At 57.3% G+C, this 23,438-nt stretch carries 19 protein-coding genes; 11 read left to right on the top strand and 8 right to left on the bottom strand.

Annotation, left to right across the window (positions count from 1 at the left end; all coding sequences use genetic code 11):
• The first annotated feature begins 296 nt into the window (after positions 1-296).
• From HU731_RS02530 to HU731_RS02545, 4 genes are all read left to right on the top strand, one after another.
• Positions 297-1,058, top strand: a complete 762-nt coding sequence (locus tag HU731_RS02530) for a PIG-L deacetylase family protein (protein WP_186607522.1) — start codon at positions 297-299, stop codon at positions 1,056-1,058.
• 212 nt (positions 1,059-1,270) lie between these two features.
• On the top strand, positions 1,271-3,424 hold the full coding sequence (locus HU731_RS02535; RefSeq protein WP_186607521.1) for a TonB-dependent siderophore receptor: 2,154 nt from the start codon (positions 1,271-1,273) through the stop codon (positions 3,422-3,424).
• A gap of 183 nt (positions 3,425-3,607) precedes the next feature.
• A complete protein-coding gene (locus HU731_RS02540) occupies positions 3,608-5,095 on the top strand; it encodes a methyl-accepting chemotaxis protein (RefSeq protein ID WP_186607520.1) in 1,488 nt (495 codons plus the stop codon).
• A 69-nt stretch (positions 5,096-5,164) separates the two neighbouring features.
• Complete coding sequence (locus tag HU731_RS02545) at positions 5,165-5,521, top strand: VOC family protein (RefSeq protein WP_186607519.1); 357 nt, start codon at positions 5,165-5,167, stop codon at positions 5,519-5,521.
• 78 nt (positions 5,522-5,599) lie between these two features.
• Here the strand turns inward: HU731_RS02545 and HU731_RS02550 are convergent, their stop codons facing one another.
• Entirely contained in the window at positions 5,600-6,121 is a 522-nt protein-coding gene (locus HU731_RS02550; RefSeq protein ID WP_186607518.1) for a DUF2867 domain-containing protein, read from the bottom strand.
• A gap of 66 nt (positions 6,122-6,187) precedes the next feature.
• Here HU731_RS02550 and HU731_RS02555 point away from each other — a divergent pair, with 66 nt between their 5' ends.
• Both HU731_RS02555 and HU731_RS02560 read left to right on the top strand, forming a co-directional pair.
• Complete coding sequence (locus tag HU731_RS02555) at positions 6,188-6,448, top strand: DUF6429 family protein (RefSeq protein ID WP_186607517.1); 261 nt, start codon at positions 6,188-6,190, stop codon at positions 6,446-6,448.
• Positions 6,449-6,543: 95 nt separating this feature from the next.
• Positions 6,544-7,164 (top strand): LysE family translocator, encoded by a 621-nt coding sequence (locus tag HU731_RS02560; protein ID WP_034135720.1) that lies wholly within the window; start codon positions 6,544-6,546, stop codon positions 7,162-7,164.
• Between the two features lie 469 nt (positions 7,165-7,633).
• Here the strand turns inward: HU731_RS02560 and HU731_RS02565 are convergent, their stop codons facing one another.
• From HU731_RS02565 to HU731_RS02590, 6 genes are all read right to left on the bottom strand, one after another.
• Positions 7,634-8,149 (bottom strand): GNAT family N-acetyltransferase, encoded by a 516-nt coding sequence (locus HU731_RS02565; protein WP_186609056.1) that lies wholly within the window; start codon positions 8,147-8,149, stop codon positions 7,634-7,636.
• 260 nt (positions 8,150-8,409) lie between these two features.
• A complete protein-coding gene (locus HU731_RS02570; protein ID WP_120248115.1) occupies positions 8,410-9,624 on the bottom strand; it encodes an aldose 1-epimerase family protein in 1,215 nt (404 codons plus the stop codon).
• 279 nt (positions 9,625-9,903) lie between these two features.
• Positions 9,904-10,389, bottom strand: a complete 486-nt coding sequence (locus HU731_RS02575) for a hypothetical protein (RefSeq protein WP_098951317.1) — start codon at positions 10,387-10,389, stop codon at positions 9,904-9,906.
• 206 nt (positions 10,390-10,595) lie between these two features.
• Entirely contained in the window at positions 10,596-11,045 is a 450-nt protein-coding gene (gene aroQ, locus HU731_RS02580) for a type II 3-dehydroquinate dehydratase (RefSeq protein WP_034127575.1), read from the bottom strand.
• 19 nt (positions 11,046-11,064) lie between these two features.
• Entirely contained in the window at positions 11,065-12,459 is a 1,395-nt protein-coding gene (locus HU731_RS02585) for an MFS transporter (protein WP_034127576.1), read from the bottom strand.
• A gap of 97 nt (positions 12,460-12,556) precedes the next feature.
• On the bottom strand, positions 12,557-13,609 hold the full coding sequence (locus tag HU731_RS02590) for a Gfo/Idh/MocA family protein (RefSeq protein WP_186609054.1): 1,053 nt from the start codon (positions 13,607-13,609) through the stop codon (positions 12,557-12,559).
• A 109-nt stretch (positions 13,610-13,718) separates the two neighbouring features.
• Here HU731_RS02590 and HU731_RS02595 point away from each other — a divergent pair, with 109 nt between their 5' ends.
• A complete protein-coding gene (locus tag HU731_RS02595; protein WP_069558916.1) occupies positions 13,719-14,660 on the top strand; it encodes a LysR family transcriptional regulator in 942 nt (313 codons plus the stop codon).
• Between the two features lie 81 nt (positions 14,661-14,741).
• Here HU731_RS02595 and HU731_RS02600 read toward each other — a convergent pair whose 3' ends face one another.
• Positions 14,742-15,635 carry a LysR family transcriptional regulator gene (locus tag HU731_RS02600; protein ID WP_186609052.1) on the bottom strand — a complete coding sequence of 298 codons (894 nt, stop codon included), beginning with the start codon at positions 15,633-15,635 and terminating at the stop codon, positions 14,742-14,744.
• 94 nt (positions 15,636-15,729) lie between these two features.
• Here HU731_RS02600 and HU731_RS02605 point away from each other — a divergent pair, with 94 nt between their 5' ends.
• From HU731_RS02605 to HU731_RS02620, 4 genes are all read left to right on the top strand, one after another.
• Entirely contained in the window at positions 15,730-16,908 is a 1,179-nt protein-coding gene (locus HU731_RS02605) for an MFS transporter (protein WP_186609051.1), read from the top strand.
• 76 nt (positions 16,909-16,984) lie between these two features.
• Positions 16,985-17,704, top strand: coding sequence for an SDR family NAD(P)-dependent oxidoreductase (locus HU731_RS02610; RefSeq protein WP_186609050.1), 720 nt, complete (start codon positions 16,985-16,987; stop codon positions 17,702-17,704).
• A 65-nt stretch (positions 17,705-17,769) separates the two neighbouring features.
• Positions 17,770-18,252 (top strand): VOC family protein, encoded by a 483-nt coding sequence (locus HU731_RS02615; RefSeq protein ID WP_186609049.1) that lies wholly within the window; start codon positions 17,770-17,772, stop codon positions 18,250-18,252.
• A 215-nt stretch (positions 18,253-18,467) separates the two neighbouring features.
• Positions 18,468-23,378: an RHS repeat-associated core domain-containing protein gene (locus tag HU731_RS02620; RefSeq protein ID WP_186609048.1), complete on the top strand. Its 4,911-nt coding sequence runs from the start codon at positions 18,468-18,470 to the stop codon at positions 23,376-23,378.
• Positions 23,379-23,438 lie beyond the last annotated feature (60 nt).

Genomic DNA, 23,438 nt, shown 5'->3' on the forward strand with positions numbered 1-23,438 from the left:
GGGCGCCGTCATCGCAGGCAAGCCAGCTCCCACACTGGTCATGTATTACCCACAAAATCAACGCCTGGCACAGTCCCTGTGGGAGCGTGGGACAGCAGGATAATAGTCGACTGTCATGCGGCATCGCATCCAAAGTTGTGCAGATACCCAGGCCTGTCTATGCTCCTAACGCCTCGCACAGCATTCCGATAGTGGCATGCCACGCACTCACCCCAGCGGAGCCTGCGGTGAAGACAAGAGCGTCGTCCCGTCAACGGAGCACGACCCGGTATCAACCGACAAGGATGTGACACCCCATGAAGCCTGCCTCCTTAAGCGAAGGCCGTCGCGGCCCCGCGCAAATCTGGAACAGTGCGCCGCAGTTGGCGCAAACCCCCATCATCTCCCTGAATACCCTGGTACCGCCCGGCGCTCGCGTGGTGGTGATCGCCCCGCACCCGGGCGATGAAGTGCTGGCGTGCGGCGGTTTGCTGCAACTGCTCAGCACCCAGGAGCATCCACTGCAATTGATCTCCATCACCGATGGCAGCGCCAGCCATCCGGGCTCTCAGGTATGGCCGGCCAGCCGCCTAAGCGTGGTGCGCCCCCAGGAAAGCGCCGAGGCCCTGCGCCGATTGGGCATGCCCTTGCACAGCCTGAAATGGATTCGTGGCGGGTTTTGTGATGACGCCCTGGCCGCCCGTGAACAGCCCATGAGCCAATTCATCGCGCGCTACCTGCAACCCGGCGACGTGGTGTTTACCACCTGGCGCAATGACGGCAATGACGACCATGACGCCGTCGGTCGCGCGACTGCCAAGGCGTGCAGCCTGGTAGGTGCACAACTGTATGAACTGCCGATCTGGGCCTGGCATTGGCCAGCCCGGGAAAGCGCGGTAATGCCCTGGCAACGTGCACGCAAGGTCCGCCTGGACGCCTGGACCGTCGCACGCAAGCTGCACGCCGCCCACGCCTACGCCAGCCAGTTGGTGGGCGACCCGCAGATCGGCTTACCGCCGATGCTCGCGCAAATATTGCTGGAACGCATGCGCGAGCCCTACGAAATCCTGTTCACCTGAACACCCCCCTGTAGGAGCGAGCTTGCTCGCGAAAAACCTCAACGATAATGCGTGCTTGCTGAATAAACGCGGCGCCTGTGAGTCTTTCGCGAGCTAGCTCGCTCCTACAGAGTTCGGGCTTTTCCCTACAGACTCAATCTGCCAAACTGATGCGAATAATTATCAACAGATTTATTATTCGCCACGGACGGCGCTTGGGGAGCCCTACTTTCATGTCTGTGCAACAACGCGCCGCTAACGTTTTTACACCCAGCCTGATGGCGATCACTATCGCTCTAGCAACCTCCAATGCGGCCATGGCCGCCGACGCCCAAGCACCAGCCACCATTGAGCTGGGCGCCACCCAGGTCTCCGGCCAACAGCTTGGCGCAACCACCGAAGGCAGCGAGTCGTACACCACCGGCTCGATGAAGACCGCAACCAAACTGCCGCTGACCCTGCGCGAAACCCCGCAGGCCGTCACCGTGATCACGCGCCAGCGCATGGATGACCAGGCCATGACCAGCATCAACGACGTGGTCAACGCCACGCCGGGGCTGTTCCTCAATTACTCCAACGGCCCTGGGCGACAAGGCTTTACCGCACGCGGTTTCGACATCGACAACCTCATGTATGACGGTATACCCAGCGGCTACAACGGTGCCTCGGTAGGCGCCCAGCCGAACCTGGCAATGTTCGACCGCGTCGAAGTGGTGCGCGGCGCTACCGGCCTGGTGACCGGCGCGGGCAACCCGTCGGCCGCCATCAACCTGATCCGCAAGCGGCCACTGGACGAGCAGAAAGTCACGCTCACCGGCGCCGTCGGCAGCTGGGACGACTACCGAGGCGAGCTCGACGCCTCCAGCCCACTCAATGACAGCGGCACCTGGCGCGGTCGCGTCGTCACCTCTTACCGGGATGCCAACAGCTTTATCGAAAAGGCTGAGCAGGATCACGGCCTGTTCTATGCCGTCACCGAAGCCGACCTGGGCGAAGACACAACCCTGACCCTCGGTTACTCGAACCAGAAGGACAAGACCAACTACTTCTGGGGCGCTTCGATGGTCGGCCTGGATGGCCGCCACCTAGGCCTGTCGCGCTCTTACAACCCAGGCACCGACTGGGAAAACAAGGACCAGGAAATCAACACCCTGTTCGCCGAGCTGCGCCAGCGCCTGGCCAACGACTGGAGCCTGCAGGTCAACGCCAACTATGCCGAACAGAACGCCTTGTTCTCCGGCTCCTACCAATCGCGTTGGACCAAAAGCACCTTGGCCCGCACGGTGTACCAAGCCAGCTACGATGAAAACCAGGCCGGGCTCGACGCCTTCGCCAGCGGCCCGTTCGAGGCGTTCGGCCGTACCCATGAACTGGTGGTGGGCGCCAGCAAGCGCATCTACGACATGACCACCCACAACTACAGCCCGTACGACCTCAACTGGCCGATCAACGCCGGCAAACCGAACTTCACCCGCACCAACAATGTGCGCGAAGTCACCACCCAGGACGGTTTTTACCTGACCAGTCGCCTGAGCCTGGCCGACCCGCTGAAGCTGATCCTCGGCGCTCGCCTGGACTGGTACGACTACGACAACCGTGATGCCGCCGGCGACTACAAAGTCACCCGCAACCTCACCCGCTACGCCGGCCTGATCTACGACCTGGACGACCAGCATTCGGTCTACGTGAGCTACAGCGACATCTTCACGCCGCAAAAAGAAAAGAGCACAGCCGGCAGCCCACTCAAGCCCATCGTCGGTAAAAACTATGAGGTTGGGGTTAAAGGCGAATATTTTGGTGGCACGCTCAATGCCAGCGTGGCGCTGTTCCGCATCGACCAGGAAAACCGCGCCGTGCCGGTGGTGGTGCCCAACTGCCCGCAGGCGTCCTGTGCCGAAGCCTCGGGCGAAATCCGCAGCCAGGGTATCGACTTCGAACTGCAAGGCGCCTTGACCGAAAATTGGCAGGTCGGCGGCGGCTATACCTATGCGCGCACCCACACCATCAAGGACGACGCCAACCCGCAGAAGGTCAACAAGCAGTTCGATACCGACATCCCGGAACATCTGTTCAAAGTGACCACACGCTACAACTTCCAGGGCCCGCTGGAAAAACTCCGAGTCGGCGGCAATATCTCCTGGCAGAGCCGCATGTACAACGACATCAAGCTCGCGGACGGCAGCAACTATCGGCTCCAGCAAGGCGGCTACGCCGTCACCGACTTGATGGCGGGCTATCGGGTCAATCAGCACCTGGACCTGCAGCTCAACGCCAACAACATCTTTGATCGCCACTACTACCAGTCCATCTCCAACTCAGTGACTTATGGCGGCGACTCCTATGGCAGCCCCCGCAACATGATGCTGACCGCAAAGTACAGCTTCTGAGGCTCACGGCAACCTCGGCTGCCCGCTCGGGCAGCCGTTCTTAAAGTCCCGCACCCGCGTGCCGATAACGCGTGGGTAACCGGCGACAATCCTGAACATCTGCTTGACTCCACAGCGGCGCGCCTGTGTGGCACACCGCGTGCTTGCTTGACCTCGACGCCCCCTCTCATGGAGTAAGAGTGAATGCCCGTCCGTTTTCTAGAGCACTATCGCAAGGCCGACCGCATCATGCTGGCATTGATCTGGCTGATGTTCCTGTTCTCCCTCGGCCTGGCGTTCTGGCACGACACCCTCATGCAGGCCGTGATCGTCGGGGGAGGCACCGGCGTGGTGCTCACGGCGCTGTACCGCGTCATCGGCGGCACCCGCGTGATGCGCTGTGCACTGGGCGCCGGCTTGATGGTGATGGCGGCGTTACACATCAACCAGGCGCACGGGGTGATCGAATCCCACTTCGGCATTTTCGCGCTGTTGGCGGTGCTGACCTTCTACCGTGACTGGCTGCCGATCCTGGTGGCGGCGCTGACCATCGCGGTGCATCACGTGGTGTTCCATGCCTTGCAGCATCAGGGCTTCCCGGTGTTTGTGATGGAGCATCACGGCGGCTGGACGATGGTCTTCGTCCACGCCTTTTATGTGGTGATGGAGACCGTCGCCCTGCTCTACCTCGCCGTCCACAGCCAGGCCGAAGCGGTGGAGAGCCAGGAAATGCTGGAGAAGATGCTCGCCGTCACCTCGCAGTTCACCGTGGAAACCGCCCACGGTGAAGGCAAGGCCCACGTGTCCCTCGCCAAGCGTTTCGACCACTTCCTGCAGCAACTCACCCACCTGATCGACGGCGTCGCCCGTGACTCCCATGGCCTGGGCCAGCTCGGCCAGGAACTGGCCAGCGCCAGCGGCACCCTGGAAAAAGGCGCCCGGCATCAACTGGCACAGATCGGCGAAATGACCGGCTCGATGCAGCGCATGGAAGACGCCATGGGCCACATTACGGTGCAGGTCGAACAGGCAGTGGAACACGCAGGCCAGGCCAGCCAGCAGATTGTGCGCGGCCAGGAAAGCGTCGGCCGCGCCCAGCATGAAATCAGCCAATTGGCTTCGCGCATCAACGGCACGGAGTCGACCGTAGAATCCCTGGCGGTGCAGGCAGAGCAAATCGGCTCGGTGCTGGAAGTGATCAGCAGCATCGCCAACCAGACCAACCTGCTGGCCCTCAACGCCGCCATCGAGGCCGCCCGCGCCGGCGAGCAAGGCCGTGGCTTTGCCGTGGTGGCCGATGAAGTGCGCAGCCTGGCCCAGCGCACCGCCCTCTCCACCCAGGAAATCAAGGGCATCATCGAGGGCCTGCAACACGGCAGCCGCCAAGCCGTCGAAGCCATGCACGCCAGCCGCGAAGGCGTAGAGCGCTGCGTGGCCGACAGCCAAGAGGCCGTGGACATGCTACGGGCGGTGGGCGAGGACATCGCGCATATCGACCAACTCAACGGCCACATTGTCACCACCACCCGCGAACAGACCTCGGCCAACCTGGAGATCGTCGAGCGCTTGCAATCGGTGCAAAGCATCGCCCAGAACACCGCCGACGACGTCGAGACACTCGCCCGCAGCAGCGAACGCCTGCCACCGATCGCGGTGCGGCTGGATGCGTTGGGGCGCAGGTTTCATCCTTGAGCGTGTGGGAAATGGGCAGGCCCGGATACGCTACACTCGTGGCCTGAACCACGAGCCACGGAGGCAACCATGAGCACAGCCGGTAAAGACAGACAGATCGACAATATCGAATTCAACGTAAGCGACATTGCCCGCAGCAAAGCTTTCTACGGCGCCGCATTCGGCTGGACGTTCGTCGACTACGGCCCCACCTACAGCGAGTTCAGCGATGGCCGGCTCACGGGCGGTTTCACCACCGGCGAGCCTGTGCGACCGGGCGGCCCCTTGGTTATCTTGTATGCAGATGATTTGGACAGTGTGCAGCAGCGGCTTCAACAGCTGGGCGCGGTGATTACGCGCCAGACGTTTTCGTTTCCAGGAGGCCGCAGGTTTCACTTCACCGATCCAGATGGGTATGAACTGGCGGTGTGGAGCGTTGCGCTGTGATCCAGCGCTTTAGCTGTATCGTTGAAGCGCGACAGCTCCGACGGAGAATAAATTGTGTTGAGGGAGTCTTTTCTAGATTCAAAGCTGTTGCAGCTTGCGCTGCAAGCGGGTCATTAGCCGATTGACGATCAGCTTGTGCGCCGGCCCCACCGGCAGCATGTAGAGGCGCCCAAAGGTGTTGTGGGTGATCACCGATGAAGTGATCGTAAGCACACGATCAGCAAGTGAAAGGCAAATCATCACATCCAGGTGCCGGTCACGCTCGGTCAGCACCAGCCTATCCGGCGCGCAGTCCTCCACCAGGAAAAAATCAAGCCGCTCACCCGCTTGCACCGTCACGCACCGATTGCCGGAGAACCCGCCGATGCGCTTTACGCCAAACCTTGAAGAAATCCCATCTCTGATCCGAAAGGCCAATTTTAACAGCGGTCCCGTTTCGGCGGTCATGATGTTCCAGGCATCCAGCGCGCTGATCTCAGTCGACAATGGCACCGACCTGCAATCGTAATAATTGAGTTCAGACGGTGCACCCAACGTGTGACTGACAGAGTGAGTCGCCAAGATTTTTTCGTCCATGATCAAAACCGGGATTGGCATCATAACGCTTCAAGCGAAATGTTGCGCTAAGCTAGGTAGGGTCTGTGGAATTCAAGCGGAGTACCCATTATGGAATACGACGAAAAACGGATTGAGGAAACCGTACTTGCCCTGCTGACCACCTTCAGCTTTGATAACGGCAACTCATGGAAAGGCCACGACTTTCAAATAATGAACCGGCTTCACGAGCAAGGTTTTATCAGTAATCCGGTGAACAAAAACAAGTCCATTTGGCTGACGCAGGAAGGCTTGGAACGGGGCCGGCAAATCGCCGATCGGTTATTTGCCGCAACCCCTGAGGCCAAGCGTTCATCCAATCCGGACACCTGAAGCGCTCGCGGGGCCAGAAGCCCGGCCACGGAGTGTTAAACCGCGCTTCATCCGTTTATCCTCAAGACTCCCCGACCTGCCAACCCGGAGCCGCCATGGACCTCGCCACCCTCGCCCTCTTCCTCCCCGCCTGCTTCGCCCTGAACATGGCCCCCGGCCCCAATAACCTGCTGTCGGTGAGTAACGCTACCCGCTACGGTTACCGCACCTCCTGCCTCGCCGGTCTCGGCCGCCTGCTGGCCTTCGCCGGCATGATCGCCCTCGCTTCCGCGGGGTTGGCGGTGGTGCTGCAAACTTCGGAGCTGTTGTTCTACGGGATCAAGATTCTCGGCGCGGCGTACCTGTTTTACCTGGCGTATCAGCTATGGCGCGCAGACCCGCAGCAGCAGGTAGAAACCGCGACGAGCAAGGTGGGCCTTTGGGCCTTGGCACGGCAGGAGTTTCTGGTGGCGGCGGGCAACCCCAAAGCGATCCTGATCTTCACCGCCTTCCTGCCGCAATTCGTGGTGCCTGGCCAACCCGTCACTGCGCAATTTGCCCTGCTGGGTGTGATGTTCCTGGCTTTGGAATGGGTCGCCATCAGCGCCTATGCCTATATGGGCCTGCATATGCGCCGCTGGTTTGCCGAGCCCAAGGGCAAGCGCCTGTTCAATCGCTGCTGCGCGGGGTTGTTGTCAGCGGCGGCGGCGGTGTTGTTGACTGCGCGCAGGGCATGAGTGAGGTGGGAGTGCCCCGGGCAGCCGACGCCGATCACACTGTGCCCCGCGATCCAACTGTGGGAGCTGGCTTGCCTGCGATGGCGGCCTGGCAGTCAACACCGTTGGATTGTGTGCATATCCATTGCTGCGGTAACGGCCACTTAGGGTTCCGCCCTGACGGCGGCTCACTTTTGAACAGCGCAAAAGTAAGCAAAACGCTCTTGCCCCACCACTCGGCACCTCGCCTAGGCTCGGTGTGCCCGTAATCCGCCAGTGATTTGGGGGGCCGCCGCCACGCGCCATCCATGGCGCGGGGCGGCTAAACCGGCATCCCTGCCGGTTTACCCCCCAAATCCCTGTCGAATTCCGGCCAGCGTGGTTTAACGGGGCGCCTGAGATCAAGATCAAAAGCAGATCAAGAGCGACTCGCTTCGCATCGTGGTTACCGTCGGCTGCTACGGTCTGCAAAGTTGCGTAGATACCTACGCTATCTCAACGGCAAGTCATACCTCACCTCCACCAGCGCAACACCGCCCCTCTCAAGATGGCGCTCAGTCCCGGCCTCCTCCACACACCCCGCCCGGCGATAAAATCGAATAGCCCGTTCATTACCGGCCAAGACCCACAGCGTTAAACGCTCATAGCCTTGCGCCAATAGATCCTGCAAGCCGGCTTTCCACAAGGCCAGCCCAACGCCGGTTTGCCAATGCTCGGCGAGCACGTAGAGGGCCATGACCTCACCTGCATTAGTCTGCACAGCGTCTTCATCACGGCTGGCGCCCACAGCTATCCAGCCAACCACCTGCTGGCCCACCTCGGCAACCCATACCGTCGACTCACCCGAGGCTAGCGAACGAACCCAATGGGCTTCGCGCCTAGCCAGGGTTGCTTGCAACCCGCTCAAGAACTGGGCGGGCATCAAGTCACGGTAGGCGTCTTGCCAACTGCTGATATGCACCTGAGCAATGGCTTTTGCGTCGGCGGGTAAGGCCCTGCGAATCATGGAAATGTTCCTGAAATACGGTTATTCCAGTATGCATGCCCGTCGATGACAAAAAAGCCCTGCGCTGAACACCGCCCAATATCAATACCAACCCCAATGTAGGAGCGAGCTTGCTCGCGAAGAACTTCAACGATAACGCGGGCTTGCTAAGTGAACCTGGCGCCTGTGGTTTTTTCGCGAGCAAGCTCGCTCCTACAACTGCAAGGCGATTCCGGCGTCGATGAAGAACGCCGGGCCCCGCGTAAAAGCTCCAGCCAACATCACCCCTTGGTCAAATCCACCAAAGGCGTCTGCCGCACCTCAGTCTCCCGCCCACCCTGAATCTCGCTGACCTGCTTCAAGGCCCTTTCCACAGCCGCCTTATCCGCCAACAAGCTGTAGCTGATACGGAACTGCTTATGTTCCTTCGCCCCGATCGTAGGCACCAGGTTCAATGGCCGCTGATAACGACGGTTGTACGAAAAACTCGTCCCCGGCTCCAACCCCGTGACATAACCCTGCCCTTGGGTATCAGTGTTCTTCCACAGCGAAAACACCGGCAGCGTCTGCGTATTGAAACCAACCGAAACCCCCAGGCTGCCGGCTTTGTTATGCAGCACCGTCAAGGTATCGCCCTTGGCATCGGCATACGGCACCACGTTGTAGACCGTTTCGTCATAGTCCTTGGTCGGTGCGCGGTAGGTTTGCCAGTCGGCCAGTTCGCCCTTGGCCTTGTCGTTGAACGGCGACACCTGCTTCACCGGCGCAACGAAACGCGCGCCCTGCTCCAGGAATGGGGTGCTGAAGTTACTGTGATACAGCGCCTGATATTCCTTCGGATAATCGCCATTGTTGGTGAGCGTGTCGTTGAGGGCGAACACCACACTGCCAGGCTCGGTGACCAGTTCGGTCGCAACAGAGAAATCGACCTTCTTGAACGCCTGCTCTTTCAGCTCGCCACGCAGGGTGATGGCGTACGGCGGTTTTTCATCGATATGCAGGGTGACTTTATTCGCAGGAATATTGGCGGCCCGACCGTGCAGGGTCAGCAGTTCGCCGTTGTCGATGCCAGGATGCCCAACCCACTCGTAGCCGCAACGGGTGACCAGCTCATTGAACCCTTCCAACCAACCCAGACCACCACGGCCATTGAGCTCGATAAAGGACGGATTTACCACTTCCTTGACCGGCGAATCCCACCCCATGCGCACATCACCAACCGACGCCTGCAACACGTTCATGCCACGCGTCGGCACCACTGAGAGCTTCATCGTGCCGTTATCGATATCAACAATGCTCACACCCTCCTGCCGACCACCGTGCAAAGTGCGCAGGGTAACGCTGAAGGGTTTGTCGGTTTGGATGCCGAGCTGCTGGCTGGTGACCTGCCAGTTCTGGGCGGCTTTGTCGGTATCGAGCAGCACGTAATCCCAGGCCAGGGCGTGGGAGGCGGCAGAGAATGCGCTGAGGGCAACGAGGAGTTTTAGCGGGGTCATGGCGGTGGCCTTTATTGGAGTTGTTTGCGTTTTATAAACTCGATGAAACGTTTCAGCAAGCTTAAAAGACGAGACCGTGTGTGGAAAGGCCATGAAGCAGGTGGAACAGATCAGGAGGTCAAGGCGATGCGCTTGCGGGCAGGCTGGAACGAAAACGCGAGTGGGCGGTGTATGAGCTTTGGTCCATCCGTGCCGGATACAACCTTGCGTTGACTCATTGGCTGCAATCGGCCAGAAGCGGACGCTCTCCAGAGTCCCTATACATAGTTGATTGCCAAGCTAATCCCTAAGCTCGAATTGCTGAAACCCCACGCGCCTGACGTAAACCCAAAAGTCATCCTTTGGCTCATATTGCTCCATGCAAACACTTTGATCCTGGCACAGTTCATCTTCGTCGATCAGGATGCGATCCCAATCGAAGTCAGGGTTCTTGGAAATGGTATAGCTAGGGTAAGGTTTGTCGAGATCGAAGTGGATCGAGTACACGAACAACGGAGATTCCCACGGCATGTGGGTTTCGTACAACCGCATCAGTTCGGGCATCTGTGCTTTACAGTGCTGTTCGGCAAACCTCAATGCCTGGGGCAAATCATCCCACGTAGCCTTGACCGCGCGTTGCGCAGCGGCGAGCCTGGCATAAGGTGGCTCGTCATTGTGGTGCTGGACGTAAATCAATCGGCTGCCGAACTGGAATTCGCATTGCCAGACACCCGAGGGAGCACGCCAGTGACCAAGCATGGATTCGGTCAGTAGATTGATGTCCATATCGGTACCACAGATGGAAAGGTGCTCAGTTTACCCTCTCAAATATCAGCCTGGGAATGCGCAGGCGTTTGGGCTATTTGTCCGACATCCATGGGGTGTGACCGGCAGCAATGGGTCGAAAACTGCCGATCGTGAACGGCGGAAATCGACCCGAAGCGTGGTAATCCGCAATTTCTGGCTCTAGGCAGTGCCAGCAAACGTCTCGGTTAGGCGTTTGATTGTTCCAGGCTGCTTGCATAGTGCTGTATCGCCATTCGATACCCATCAGTGCCGAACCCTGCGAGCACGCCTTTGGCAACGCGTGACACGTAGGAAAAATGCCTGAAATCTTCACGCCTGTGGACATTTGAGATGTGAACCTCAATCACCGGTACCTCGGCTGCAATCAACGCATCGTGGATGGCTGCCGATGTATGGGTCCATGCTCCTGGATTGATCACAATCCCCGCAATCCTTCTACGGGCGTGGTGAATCCATTCAATCATTTGCCCTTCGTGATTGGTTTGCTGAAACTCAATTACAAGCCCAAGTTCTTCGCCGTACTCACGACATGTCTGCTCAACGTCGGCCAATGTTTCCGACCCATACACCTCGGGCTCTCTCAATCCCAACATGTTCAGGTTAGGGCCGTTCAAAACCAGGATGGTTTTCATCATTTAATCCTCGCGAGTCGCTTCATTTCTTTACGGTACTCATGGCTGCCAGACGTGCCTTATGATATTCGCCGGCTTCTGTGGATTGGGCATCGCGGTTACCGAGGTCGGCTGTAGGAATTCGAGAGGTCTCGGGCGCGCACCAGGCCGCGATACCAGCTAGCAACGTGCACACACAGGCGATCCCACCGACAATCAAGGGTATGTTTTCAGTCCCAGGGCCTGCGATCAGGGCAAACAGAGCAGGTAACATTGCGGTGATGAACAGTCCGCTGTTTTGCGAAATTGCCATCCCCGACACGCGGTAACGTGTTTCAAATTGCTCTGGGAAAAAGGATGGGAACACCGCGTTGTAGCCCTGGTAGATCATTCCCCACATCAGCAGTGAGGCGCCGAAAGCAAGCGGGAGGCTGTGAATGCTGATTGCGTATAAATAAGCAAAGGACATCAGCCCGCAACCAAAGGCGCTTGCGATGATCAGAGGCCGGCGCCCAACCTTGTCAGAAAGATTGCCCACGAAAGGGATGCACAGCACCGCCACGATGTTGCCAACGACCGGGATCCACAGGTACACGCTTTTATCGAAACCGATGCCATAGGCAGGTTGCACCGCATAGGCCGCTCCAAACACGGTCGTAATGACTGGAATAACATTCATCAACGAAACCCCAACGACCACCAGCATGCCTCTCCAGCTGTGTTTGAAAGCTCCGATAACCGGCGATTCAGACTTCTCATCTTTCTTTGTTTGCTCTACGAATACTGGCGGTTCCTCAACTTCCCGGCGAATGATAAAGCCAGCGATCAGCACCACAGCGCTCAAAAGAAAGGGAATACGCCAGCCCCAGCTATTGAAGGCTTCATCGGACATGAAATAGGCCAGAGGCAGGAAAATGGCTGCTGCGAGTACCTGACCTGCCTGTACCCCTTGAAGTGTGTAGCTGCCGAAGTATCCTCTTCGTCCTTGGGGTGCATGCTCCAGAATCATTGAGCTGGCTCCCGAGATCTCTCCCGCTACAGCAAACCCCTGCACCAGTCGCAGAACTACTAGCAGGATAGGTGCCCATATACCAATCTGGTGGTAGGTCGGCAGCAGGCCTACCGCCATGGTGGCGAATCCCATCAGGAACATGCATAGCAGCAGTACGTTCTTGCGTCCTCGAGTATCACCCCAGTGCCCCAAGAAGAACGCGCCGATAGGGCGAGCAATGTACCCAACCCCGTAAGTCGCCATAGCCGCCACGATGGCAATCTTTGGATCGGTTGATGGGAAGAAGAGTTGTGGAAATATCAGTGCTGCCGCTTGGGCATAGATGAAAAAGTCGTAATACTCCAACGCGGAGCCGATCCAACCACTCGCGGTGGCTTTCTTGGCTTGCTTGGAACGGTGCTGCTCTGTCGCTGTTGCTGTGTTCATCTGACTACTCCAGATATTGTTTTTATAGGTCTGGCAGGGCAGCAAAAACCGCCCCCGGTACACGCAAAACAGGGCATGACTGGAAGCCATGCCGGGCTCAAATACGGTCGATTTCTATGATCGAGCCGCTTTTTGCGGCCTGTGAAATAGCCTCAGTGATGATCAGATTCCGCAGTCCGTCGCGCACGGAGACCAAAGGCGTTTCCGTGCCTCGTATGACGTTGCAAAAGTGCTCAAGCTGGATCTCAAGGGGATCTGTGCGGTCGACAGCGCAGTGGCCCGTTTGGAAGGGCTTCCACCATGATCTGTCTTCGGCCTTCACGTAGTATTTGAGGCGCATTGTGGGCACTGACAGTGAGCCGTTCTTCCCACTGATGACGTAGCAATCCTCATCCTCGTAGGACGGATAGCTCGCGTTTTCTTGCGATGTTTGTTCCCAACTGCGGGCACATCCGGTGCTATCGGAAAGCAAGAAGGAACCGAGAGCTCCATTCTCAAAGCGCAGGCCGATACACACGGTATCTTCGACAGGAAATCCACGTGCGACACTCGACTGCATTGCTTGAACAGCAACAATTTCTCCGCACAGCGAACGCAGGTTGCCGATCTCATGGATCATATTGATCAAGATAGGGCCACCGCCTTCCTGGCGTCGCCAGATGGCAGCGTCGAAATAGTCATCTGGTTTGTAAAACAGAGCGCTGCCTTGCACGGCAACGATGTCTCCAAGAATGTCGTCACGGATGATCTCTCGCGCCTTGGCAAGAATTGGGCTATGCGCTCGATGATGCCCTACGAGCAGCTTGGCGTCAGTTGCATCGGCAACAGCGAGTAACCGCCTGCCCTCCTCAACGCTGTGCGCCACCGGCTTCTCTATCAGCGCGGCAACACCAGCCTCAATGCATTGCAAAGTCTGTTCGACATGTAAGGCGTTTGGAGTGGCGAGAATTACGCCGTCAGGCTTGTCCTCGGCGAAACAAGCCAGAAGATTTTCATACTGCGAGGCGCCCAGCGAGTCTAGGTAGGAGCCATCAAGTTCGAACGGATCGATAACGGCTGACAGTTCGCAAGAAGAACTCGCTTGGATGAGTTCGATATGGCGTCGACCGATGAGGCCGGCACCCGCTACCGCAATTCTGATTTTGGACATGCTTTGATCTTCGCGAGCGTTATTGTTTTAAATCTCGACGTACTGAAGTCGTGATTCGATCTGCTAGGATCAAGGCTACTATCAACGCGCAAAGCTATAATTGAGCCATATGGAAAATCAGAATTCTCCCTTAGTAAATAATGATCCCTTCCTGAGGGATCTGCTTCTATTCTCAGTCATCGCAAAACGTGGAAGTTTTAGCGCGGCCGGGACAGAGCTTGGAATTTCTCCCGCCCATGTCAGCAAGCGTGTTTTGGCGTTGGAAGAAACGCTGAGCTGCAAGCTCTTTAACCGGACAACCAGGCGGGTTTCGATCACCAAAGATGGCGAAACGATGCTCGTTTGGGCGCAGACGATCATGGACAACGTCAATGGGATGCTGGAGACATCACTGGGTGACCGGGTCGAGCCCAGAGGCACGCTGCGTATCAGCACAAGCCAGCGAATGGGACGATTTCACATCGCTCCAGTTCTAGCCTTGCTTCGTAAACGCTACCCAAAATTAGAGGTGTGGCTTGAGCTGGTTGACCGTCGAACTGATCTCATTGGGGAGCAGTTCGACATCGACATCCGAGTTGGAGAAGTTAACGAGCAAAATCTGATTATTCACAAAATCGCAGATAGCCAGAGGATTCTCTGTGCTGCTCCGAGTTACCTGGAAGAGCGCGGTAATCCAAACTCTGTGAGCGAGCTTCAACGCCACGATTGCCTGTTGTTTCGTGGGAGGGATCAAAGCTTTGGTGTATGGCGGCTCGAGGGGCCAAACGGTCTTGAGTCGGTGAAAGTCACAGGGCCGATGGCGTCCAATCACAGTGATGTCGTTCGAGAGTGGGCGCATGATGGTTTCGGCATCATCATGGCATCAACCTGGGATGTGGCCCCGAGCATCAGGAATGGGACACTCATTCGCATTCTGCCTGAACATTTCCAGCCGGCGAATGTGTCCGCAGTCACTACGATTCGGGCTTCTGGCTCGATGAAGATCAGGGTATGCCTGGAGTTTCTGAGTGCACACCTGAGTTCTGGCCCTTACGCGCTACGAAATGGCTAAGTCCCAGAGGGTGTCGCTACGACCGGCATTTATTGGCCGAAATCCGCCGGTCAGCCCCCTCCTCCCCAAAAATCCCGCCCCTCAACCCACATGCTTCTCCACCAAAAAATCCACAAACGCCCTAACCCGCGCCGGCATCGCCGCTCCCCCCACAAACACCGCATGAATCGGCTCCACATCCCCAGGATTAAATTCCTCCAGCAACGCCACCAACTCCCCCCGCCTCACCTCCTCCACCACACTAAACGCCCCAATCCTCGCCACCCCCGCCCCCAGCTTCGCCAACTGCGCCAATGCCTCGCCGCTGTTCCCCTCAATCGTCCCCGCTACTTTCAGCGAAAACTCCCGCCCCTCCACCCGAAATGGCCAATCCGGCGCCGCCCGGCGGAAGTTGAAGCGCAGGCAGTTGTGCTGCAGTAAATCCTGCGGCGTTACGGGGGTGCCATGCCGTGCCAGGTAGTCCGGTGAGGCGACGATAACCTGCCCGGTAGAGCCGATAAGGCGTGCAGTCAGGGGGCTGTCGGCGAGGGGGCCGAAGCGGATGGCAACGTCGGCCTGGCCGCCGAGGATGTCCACGACTTCGTCGCCGAGCATCAGGTCGACGACGATGGCGGGGTAGCGGGCGCTGAAGGCGGCGATCAGGGGGACGATGGTCATGCGGCCGTGGGCCAGTGCGGCGCTGACGCGCAGGCGTCCGCGTGGGGTGCCTTGGTCGGTGATGGCGTCTTCGACTTCGGCCATGTCGGCCAGGATGCGCCGTGCGCCGCGCAGGTAGGCTTCGCCTTCAGCGGTGAAGGTGATGGCACGGGTGGTGCGCAGCAGCAGGCGGGTGCCGATGCGCTGTTCGGTGCGGGTGATGATGCGGCTGATGGCCGAGGGGGTCAGTCCCAACGCCCTGGCCGCACCCGACAAGCTGCCGTGCTCGGCGACCATGGTGAACACTTCCATCTCTCCCGAACGCCCGCCGATGTCCATTTGTGCCTCCTGCGCAAAGCTGTAGTTCCCAACCGAGGGCTACTGCTGCAAAAGGCAGGATTGTAGCATTTGGCTCACAGATGAGGAGTCACCCATGCGTATCAATCCACCCCTTGTAGCATTGTCCGTCGGTGCCTTTGGCATCGGGGTCACAGAGTTTGCACCGATGGGCATGTTGCCCGGTATCGCCGCTGATCTTGATGTCTCCATTCCCGCTGCGGGGCTGTTGGTGAGCGCCTACGCCATGGGCGTGTTGATTGGCGCGCCGATCATGACCCTGGCGACGGCCAGGGTGCCCCGCCGCTATTTGCTGATCGGGCTGATGGCGATTTTTACCCTGGGTAATTTGCTGTCGGCATTGGCTAGCAACTACCAGACATTGATGATCGCCAGGCTGGTGACGTCGCTCAATCACGGGGCGTTCTTTGGGATTGGCTCGATCGTGGCCGCAAGCCTGGTGGCGCCCGAAAAACGCGCGGGGGCTGTGGCGGCGATGTTCATGGGACTGACCCTGGCAACCATTGGCGGCGTGCCCCTGGCGACCTGGTTTGGCGAGAACTTTGGTTGGCGCACCGCGTTCTGGGGCATCAGTGGGCTTGGCGCAGTGGTGATGGCGGCGCTGTGGTGGGCCTTGCCCAATGCGCCGGCCCCTAAAGGCGGCGGGCTGATGGCGGAAATTCGTGTGCTGGGTCGCGGGCCGGTGCTGGCGGCGTTGGCGCTGACCGTGGTGGGCTCGAGTGCGATGTTCACGGTATTCACCTACATCGCGCCGATTCTGCGAGACGTCACCCACGCTTCGACCAACTTCGTCACCGGGATGCTGGTGCTGTTCGGCATCGGGCTCACCCTGGGCAATGTGTGGGGTGGCAAGTCTGCGGACCGCTCGGTGGACCGCACCTTGATCATCTCGCTGGTGGTGTTGATTGCCGTGCTGTTGGCCTTCTCGGTGCTCATGCAATGGCCGCTGCCTGCGGCGCTGTCGATCCTGCTGTGGGGCGCTGCCAGCTTTGCCCTGGTGCCGCCGTTGCAGATGCGGGTGATGGAGGCAGCAAAGGATGCGCCCAACCTGGCTTCGGCGATGAACATCGGTGCGTTCAATTTTGGTAATGCGATTGGTGCGGCGTTGGGTGGTGCGGTGATTAATGCCGGGTTGGGCTATCCGGCCATTTCACTGGCAGGCGCACTGATGGCGGGCCTGGGCTTGCTGATGGTACTGGGTTTGGGCTGGCGTGCGCGGCGTGCGCGTACCTGCCCGGAAGCGGTGCAAGCGTAAGCACAGCTTCATGCCGGCGCTGGAAAGCCCCAACCAACTGCCTTATAACTACGCCCTTCAGTCAAGGAGACGCGTAATGAAAACCATGGTAGTTGGCGCCAGCAAAGGCCTGGGCAAGGCCCTGATCGAGGGGTTGGGCGAAGCCGGGGATACGCTGATAGGGGTATCGCGCAGCCGTCCTGACCAGCTCAACCACAAGGCTGATGTGCAGGTGCACTGGGTCGAAGCCAACCTGGCCGAACCCGCCAAAGCTGCCCAGACCATCGTGGCCTCGGTGGTCGAGAGCGGGCTGGATACCCTGATCTACAACCTGGGTATCTGGGAAGAGTTTGCCTTCGACCCGGCTTACAACTTTTTGGCCGACAGTGATGAGCAGCTCGAAGCCATTGTCACCTGCAACATCACCTCTACTTTGTTGTTGATCAAGCGCCTGCTGCCGGTGCTGCTCAATAGCGCCAACCCACGGATCATCCTGACCGGCTCCACCTCCGGCCTGCCGCAAAGTGGCCGCCCGGAGGTGGCCTTCGGTGCCTCCAAGTTTGCGCTGCGCGGGATGGCCGATGCCTTGCGTGAAGGTTATCGGCATCAGCGCCTGGGCGTGACCTGCCTGAACCTCGGTTACCTGAATACCGAAGACCCGTTGGGCACACCGCTAGCAGTGGCCGCGCAACGCGGTGAAGGTCAGTTGATCCCTGTACATGACGTGGTGCAGGTGGTGCGCATGACGCTGAGCTTGTCCTCGGCCAGCTTCGTCAAGGACATCACCTTGCCGGCGATTCTGGATGAGCGGTTTTAAGCGAGAAAGTATGCCCGCGGTGTTCGTCTAGACTTCATGCACCTTCCAACCCGAGGAGCCTTGCGATGAACAACAAGAATACGATCTGCCTCTGGTACAACGGCGATGCCCTGGAGGCAGCGACCTTCTACGCGCAGACCTTCCCCGACAGCGCAGTGAAGGCGGTACACCGTGCGCCTGGCGACTACCCGGCCGGCAAGCAGGGCGATGAGTTGACCGTGGAATTCACCGTGTTGGGTATCCCCTGCGTGGGCCTCAATGGCGGCCCGGCGTTCAAGCACAGTGAAGCGTTTTCCTTTCAGGTGTCTACGGATGACCAGGAGGAAACCGACCGTTTGTGGCATGCCATCATCGACAACGGTGGGCAGGCGAGTGCTTGTGGTTGGTGCAAGGACAAGTGGGGGCTGTCGTGGCAGATCTCGCCGAGGGTGTTGGTCGATGCGGTGACCAGTAAAGATCCTGCCGTCGCCAAGCGTGCGTTTGAGGCGATGATGAAAATGACCAAGATTGATATTGCCGCTATAGAAGACGCCGTGGCCGGACGTTGATGGGCATGATGTCGATCCGAACTTGAAGTTCGCCACCTGTCATACAGTTCACAAACATCCTTATTCTTAAAGGGGATTAAAACAGAAAACTCAAAACTATTTGATATAAAATACTGTGAACTCTCACAGTTATCGCAGGCTAACCGGCCGTGTAGTTTTCAAGTCGTAAACATCGCCCCCACGAAGGGGGCCTACTACGACATAAGGAAATGAACATGGCCCACAACCCAATGGGTACGGACCCTAGCGATTCCGAGAACGATCCGATTTTTAACGCCACCACTCAAAAACGCAACGTGGTCGACCCACGCACAGGCCTGTTCGAAACCTTTATTCCACTCCCCTCCATCGTCGGTAACGACGGCAGCGGCCCCGTGTTTGAAATGGGGCTTCATTGCGCGCCCACCTTCAATAATGTCTTCGCGTTGGGGGATGGCTGTTTTTTTGGAGTGACCACTTATAGCATCGCACTTAGCCGTTTAACACTACACTCAGGTGAAACGCTAAAAATACAAGAACACCACGATCCCGCCCCACAAAACGATGCCGTTCACGTGTCATGGGTCATGAATAAGCTAATCGTGAAGCGCAAGGACACGAGACATGAAGTCCTGGAATTACTGGGCGACACAGGCATTTATGTGACTAAAACATTGATAACCCATAACTCCCTCTACAAAAAGCAACAAAACTTAAACTTTACCTGGACATCAATACCCCACGTTATAGAGGGTAAAACTTATCATCAACTTCAATTAACAGGCATCACGGATAGCAGCGATCGAAACCTGCTTAAGATTGAATACACGTCCCCCACGCCAGATACATCACCGGCAATTGGGACGGTCAAGGTTATTTTCTGGCCTGACGATGCCAATCAAACCCTGACCTACACGTTGGCACTTAAAGATTACGCACTGCAGTCCGTTAACCTCGGGAGTACTCGCGAAACCACCCTCGAGTATCTGGACCACCCGGTGTGTGGTTGGCTGTTGAAAAAAATCACCAATTTCGATGGGCTCCAGGAAGAGGTCGAATATAAAGACAATGGGCTGACGTTCCCGAGCAATCCACAGTTGTCGGCGTTACCCTGCGTGAGTACTCATACGCTTACCCCAGTGGGTGGCGGCATGCCTGTTATCACAACCTATGCGTATGAGCGCCAGGATGAAAAAAAATACCGGACAATCATGGCTGAGGGCGTACCGGCCATTCGCACCACGGTTTATCAATACGACGGTGAACATGAAGTCAAGACTGAGACGCTCTCCCAAGGCTCTGCCAAAACCCTGACAACTTATGTCATGAGTAAAGACGATGACCTTGACAGTCGTGAAACCAAAGTAACTTATCAGCAAGCGAACAAAAGCCGGACAACAACTAACAAGAATACCTTTAACGGTACATCCGGCCTTAGAAAAAACCAGCAACATACAATTACTACCGAGATGGATTATCTGCGCAAAAACCCGGACTACAATGTTAGCGCCGGCACGCTGAAGGCCCGCGAGTTACTGAACGCAATCGCACGCGCTTCCAAGGAGGCGCCCAATGACTTACCGAGTACTCAGTGGGAGACCGACGAAGATCAATATAGGAGCGCGTTTCCATCTACCGCCATGGACACCAAGTTTGTCGAAACGCCCGGATTGCTCGCCATAATCCCTGGGCTGTCCGACTTGATCCCCGGTTTGCGGAATGTGGCTGAGTTCGAACTTCACCGATATGAAATGAGATTCTGGGAAGAAGCTAGACTTTATAGGACATTGCAGTGCAGTTTAGCGACCGATAAATTTTCCGATGCCGCGCTAGTAGGTCAACAGTACGAGTACTATGAGCCCAGTTACTCTACAACCGAGGACTTTTGCATCGGACGCGTGAAGAGTATCCGCCGTTCGACATTGAGTAACAAAAATTTGGCGCCCCTAGTGAGTGACCCACTACGCTCGTTCACCTATGCCTTGGGAGGCGTGGGTAATATCGAACTCACCACCACAACGACCGAAACCGATGAACACGGTAACAGCCGTATCTCTTCGGAAACCAAGAGCACCCTTGACGGACGCCTCATTCGCCAAGTCGACATTGATGGCAACCGCACCGAGTACGGCTACAACAATGACGGCCAACTGAGCACTTTGACGGTGTGCGCGCAGAGCGATACCTATCGTCAGGTCACCACATACACTTACCCGGGGCCCGGGCAGATACAAGTGAGCGACCCCAATGGTCAAACTCGCTTGAGTCAGTACGATGGCCAAGACCGGTTGGTCAGCGAATACCTGATCGAAGGTGGCCAGAAAAAACAGACCATCGCCGTCACCTACGACCGTATTGGGCGTGAACTGCGTAAAACCAAGTTTGATTACCAAGAGGGTATTACGGCCCAACTCCATGAGTGGCAGGAGTTGAAGTACGATGACTGGAATCAGGTCAGCGGTCGACGCTACGGTGATGGCAAGGAAGATTTCGACCTTAACGACCCCATCGCAAAGACGCGTACACAGTGGACCGGAAAGGCGACAGACAAGCACAGAACGATTACCACCTATAACTTGGATGAGACCATCAAGAAGATTGAATGGAAAGGCCAGGACGGCAACGTTTACCAGACCCAAACAGCCACCTACACCCGGGCCAGGCAGGTCAAGCAATTGCACACGGACGGCGAACTGGGCGACACCACTATTGATTACACCTACGATGGCAGTGGTCGGCTGTTGAGCGAAAAACATAGCGAAAAGAACAATGGAATACTGGCCCCCAGCTTGGTCTACACCTATTACTACACTTACCCTAAACACTGGCTGAGGACTGAGGCCACCCAAATCGATATCGAATTCTCGAATAAACGCCACGTACTGGGCAAACGCATCATCGACAGTTGGGGCCGAGTCACCTCACTCACACGCGGCACCTGCACTGAAACCTATACCTATACAGGCGCACGCTCAGTCCCTGATTCAACACTCACCGCCGATGGCACTCTCCTCAAACATGAATACATCAAGGAGCTTGGCAACCGTTTGGCAACCACCGGCACGATCAACGCTGCCGAACAGCAATCTCACACCTACGCGTATGGGACACAGAGGACTTCGTCGGGTAGCGAGGGTGAAAAGTTTCTCGAGTACAGCCATAACGCCAATCTGTATGTAACCCGCCAGCATATACAAACTCAGCCTGGTCAAGTCAAAGAGACACTTTCCGATTATTCAATGGGGGGACGTCTGCTCACCAGCACAGACCCTACAGGTTTCAAGTCACTTTTCATTTACAGCGCCGGCCAGCGCAGAGCGGTCAACAATTTTCATTTTATGTGTAGTCATGATTATGACAGCCAGGGACTTTTGAGTCAGGAGCGGATTATGGGTCCTTTTAACTCAGCCGACCCAGACGTCACCTTTGATGTGACCTACACCTGCGACGCACAACGGCGTGAAACTAGTCGCCGATTCACACTCAGTGGCAAAGTTGATCTCAACATCGAGAGCGCGTATTACGGCGACGGTAAATTGAAATCGGTGTTGTTAAAACAAGACAACGCCGTGCTGGGCGCGCGCATCATGACTTACACGCCGGGAGGGCGACTCAAGTCCTATACCACCAAGGGCGTATGGCGACCCAAGACCCCAAAAAATCAGGACATCGACAATCAAGAGTTTACTTACGATGCCCTGGGGAATGTCGCCACTTGCGTCACAAGCTTCGGTGGAGTCAAGAACACCACGACCAACACCTACGACAGCCTGAACGGTTTCAGGTTGACGACAGTCAAGAACAGCCATTCGGACTACCCCGCAACCGCCACATTGAGTTACGACACAGCCGGGCGGGTGACACAGGGTGCTTCGGGGATAAAATACGCTTATGACTGGCACGGCCGATTGAGCCAGGCCGGGAGTATCCGTTATAGCTATGACCCCTCCGACCGCCTGATGATCCGAGACAACAATGGAGAGCACACTCAACCCATCTACGACGGGCTAACGGTATCTGGAGAATATTCGGCGAATAACGACACCAGCCGGGTGCTGAACCCCGGAAGCACGGGTTGCACGGTTTTACAGATCAAGCGCTCGGGCGTGAAAAGAACCCTGTTTGAACTCAGAGACGCCCATGGCACGGTATGGGCGAGCTATGACCTTCAGGCGCAAACCCTCAGGCATCACGCCTATACAGCATACGGCGAGCACTTTTCGGCTGAGACCGATTCTATGCTGGGTTTCAAGGGCGAGTACCTTGACGCCGACACGGGGCAATACGTTCTGGGTGCAGGCGGGCAGGGACGCTATTACTCAGCGTCCAGTATGCGATTCAACACCCCGGACAGCCTCAGCCCCTTCGGGCCAGGGGGCCCTAATCTCTATGCCTACTGCGCCGAGGGTGATCCAGTCAATTTCAGCGACCCCAGCGGACATTATTCAAGTCATGATAAAGCATTGTGGGATACATGGCAGGGCCAAGACCGCATGCCTGGGCCACTCTCGACGGGGTTCGACTTTCCCGTGAGCAGCTTTATTTTCGGTGCGGTTGGCGTACTGGCCGCCGTCGTAAGCGGGGGCACATCGTTACTGCTCACGGCTGCGTTGGTCGGGCTCGCAGGCGTGTCATTAGCGGCAAATATCGCTTCGGTGATTATCGCAGATACCAATCCTGAACTCTCGAAGGCGCTTGCCTGGGTAGCTCTGGGCACAGGCGTATTGGGCGGTGGGTATATGCTCGCTCGCAAAGCCGCGTCTCTTGCCCTGTATCTAGGGCGCTCTGGGGCCGCGATGACCAGAAACCTCTTGGTTAAAGCAGCCCCGAGCCTGACACCCACACTGAGAAGACTTGGACAATTCAAAGACTATGGTCGTCTATACGGAGATTTTGCTTATGGCAAGCCTTCGCACATGGTCGGGCCGATTTCAAGGAACACTGTGCGGGCGTTGGAAAACGCGAACAGGGCCAAAAGCCTCTTTACTGCAGCTGAAGCCAACACGGTCGTATTTATCACTACAGGGGTACTTGGAAATGTTGAAACCTTTAGCTCTGACGCGGCCAACCTCACCAATAACGCTACTGGCAACTTAACATGGTTACCTTGGGGCTCTTTTATGACGCACTGGGTCAAGCTGCGATAGCTAGCCCGATAGCGCCATAAAAGCGTTCTACTATGCCTCTATCTGTGGGAGCGCTCGAGC

This window comes from Pseudomonas salmasensis, assembly GCF_014268375.2.
GTDB classification, from domain to species: domain Bacteria; phylum Pseudomonadota; class Gammaproteobacteria; order Pseudomonadales; family Pseudomonadaceae; genus Aquipseudomonas; species Aquipseudomonas salmasensis.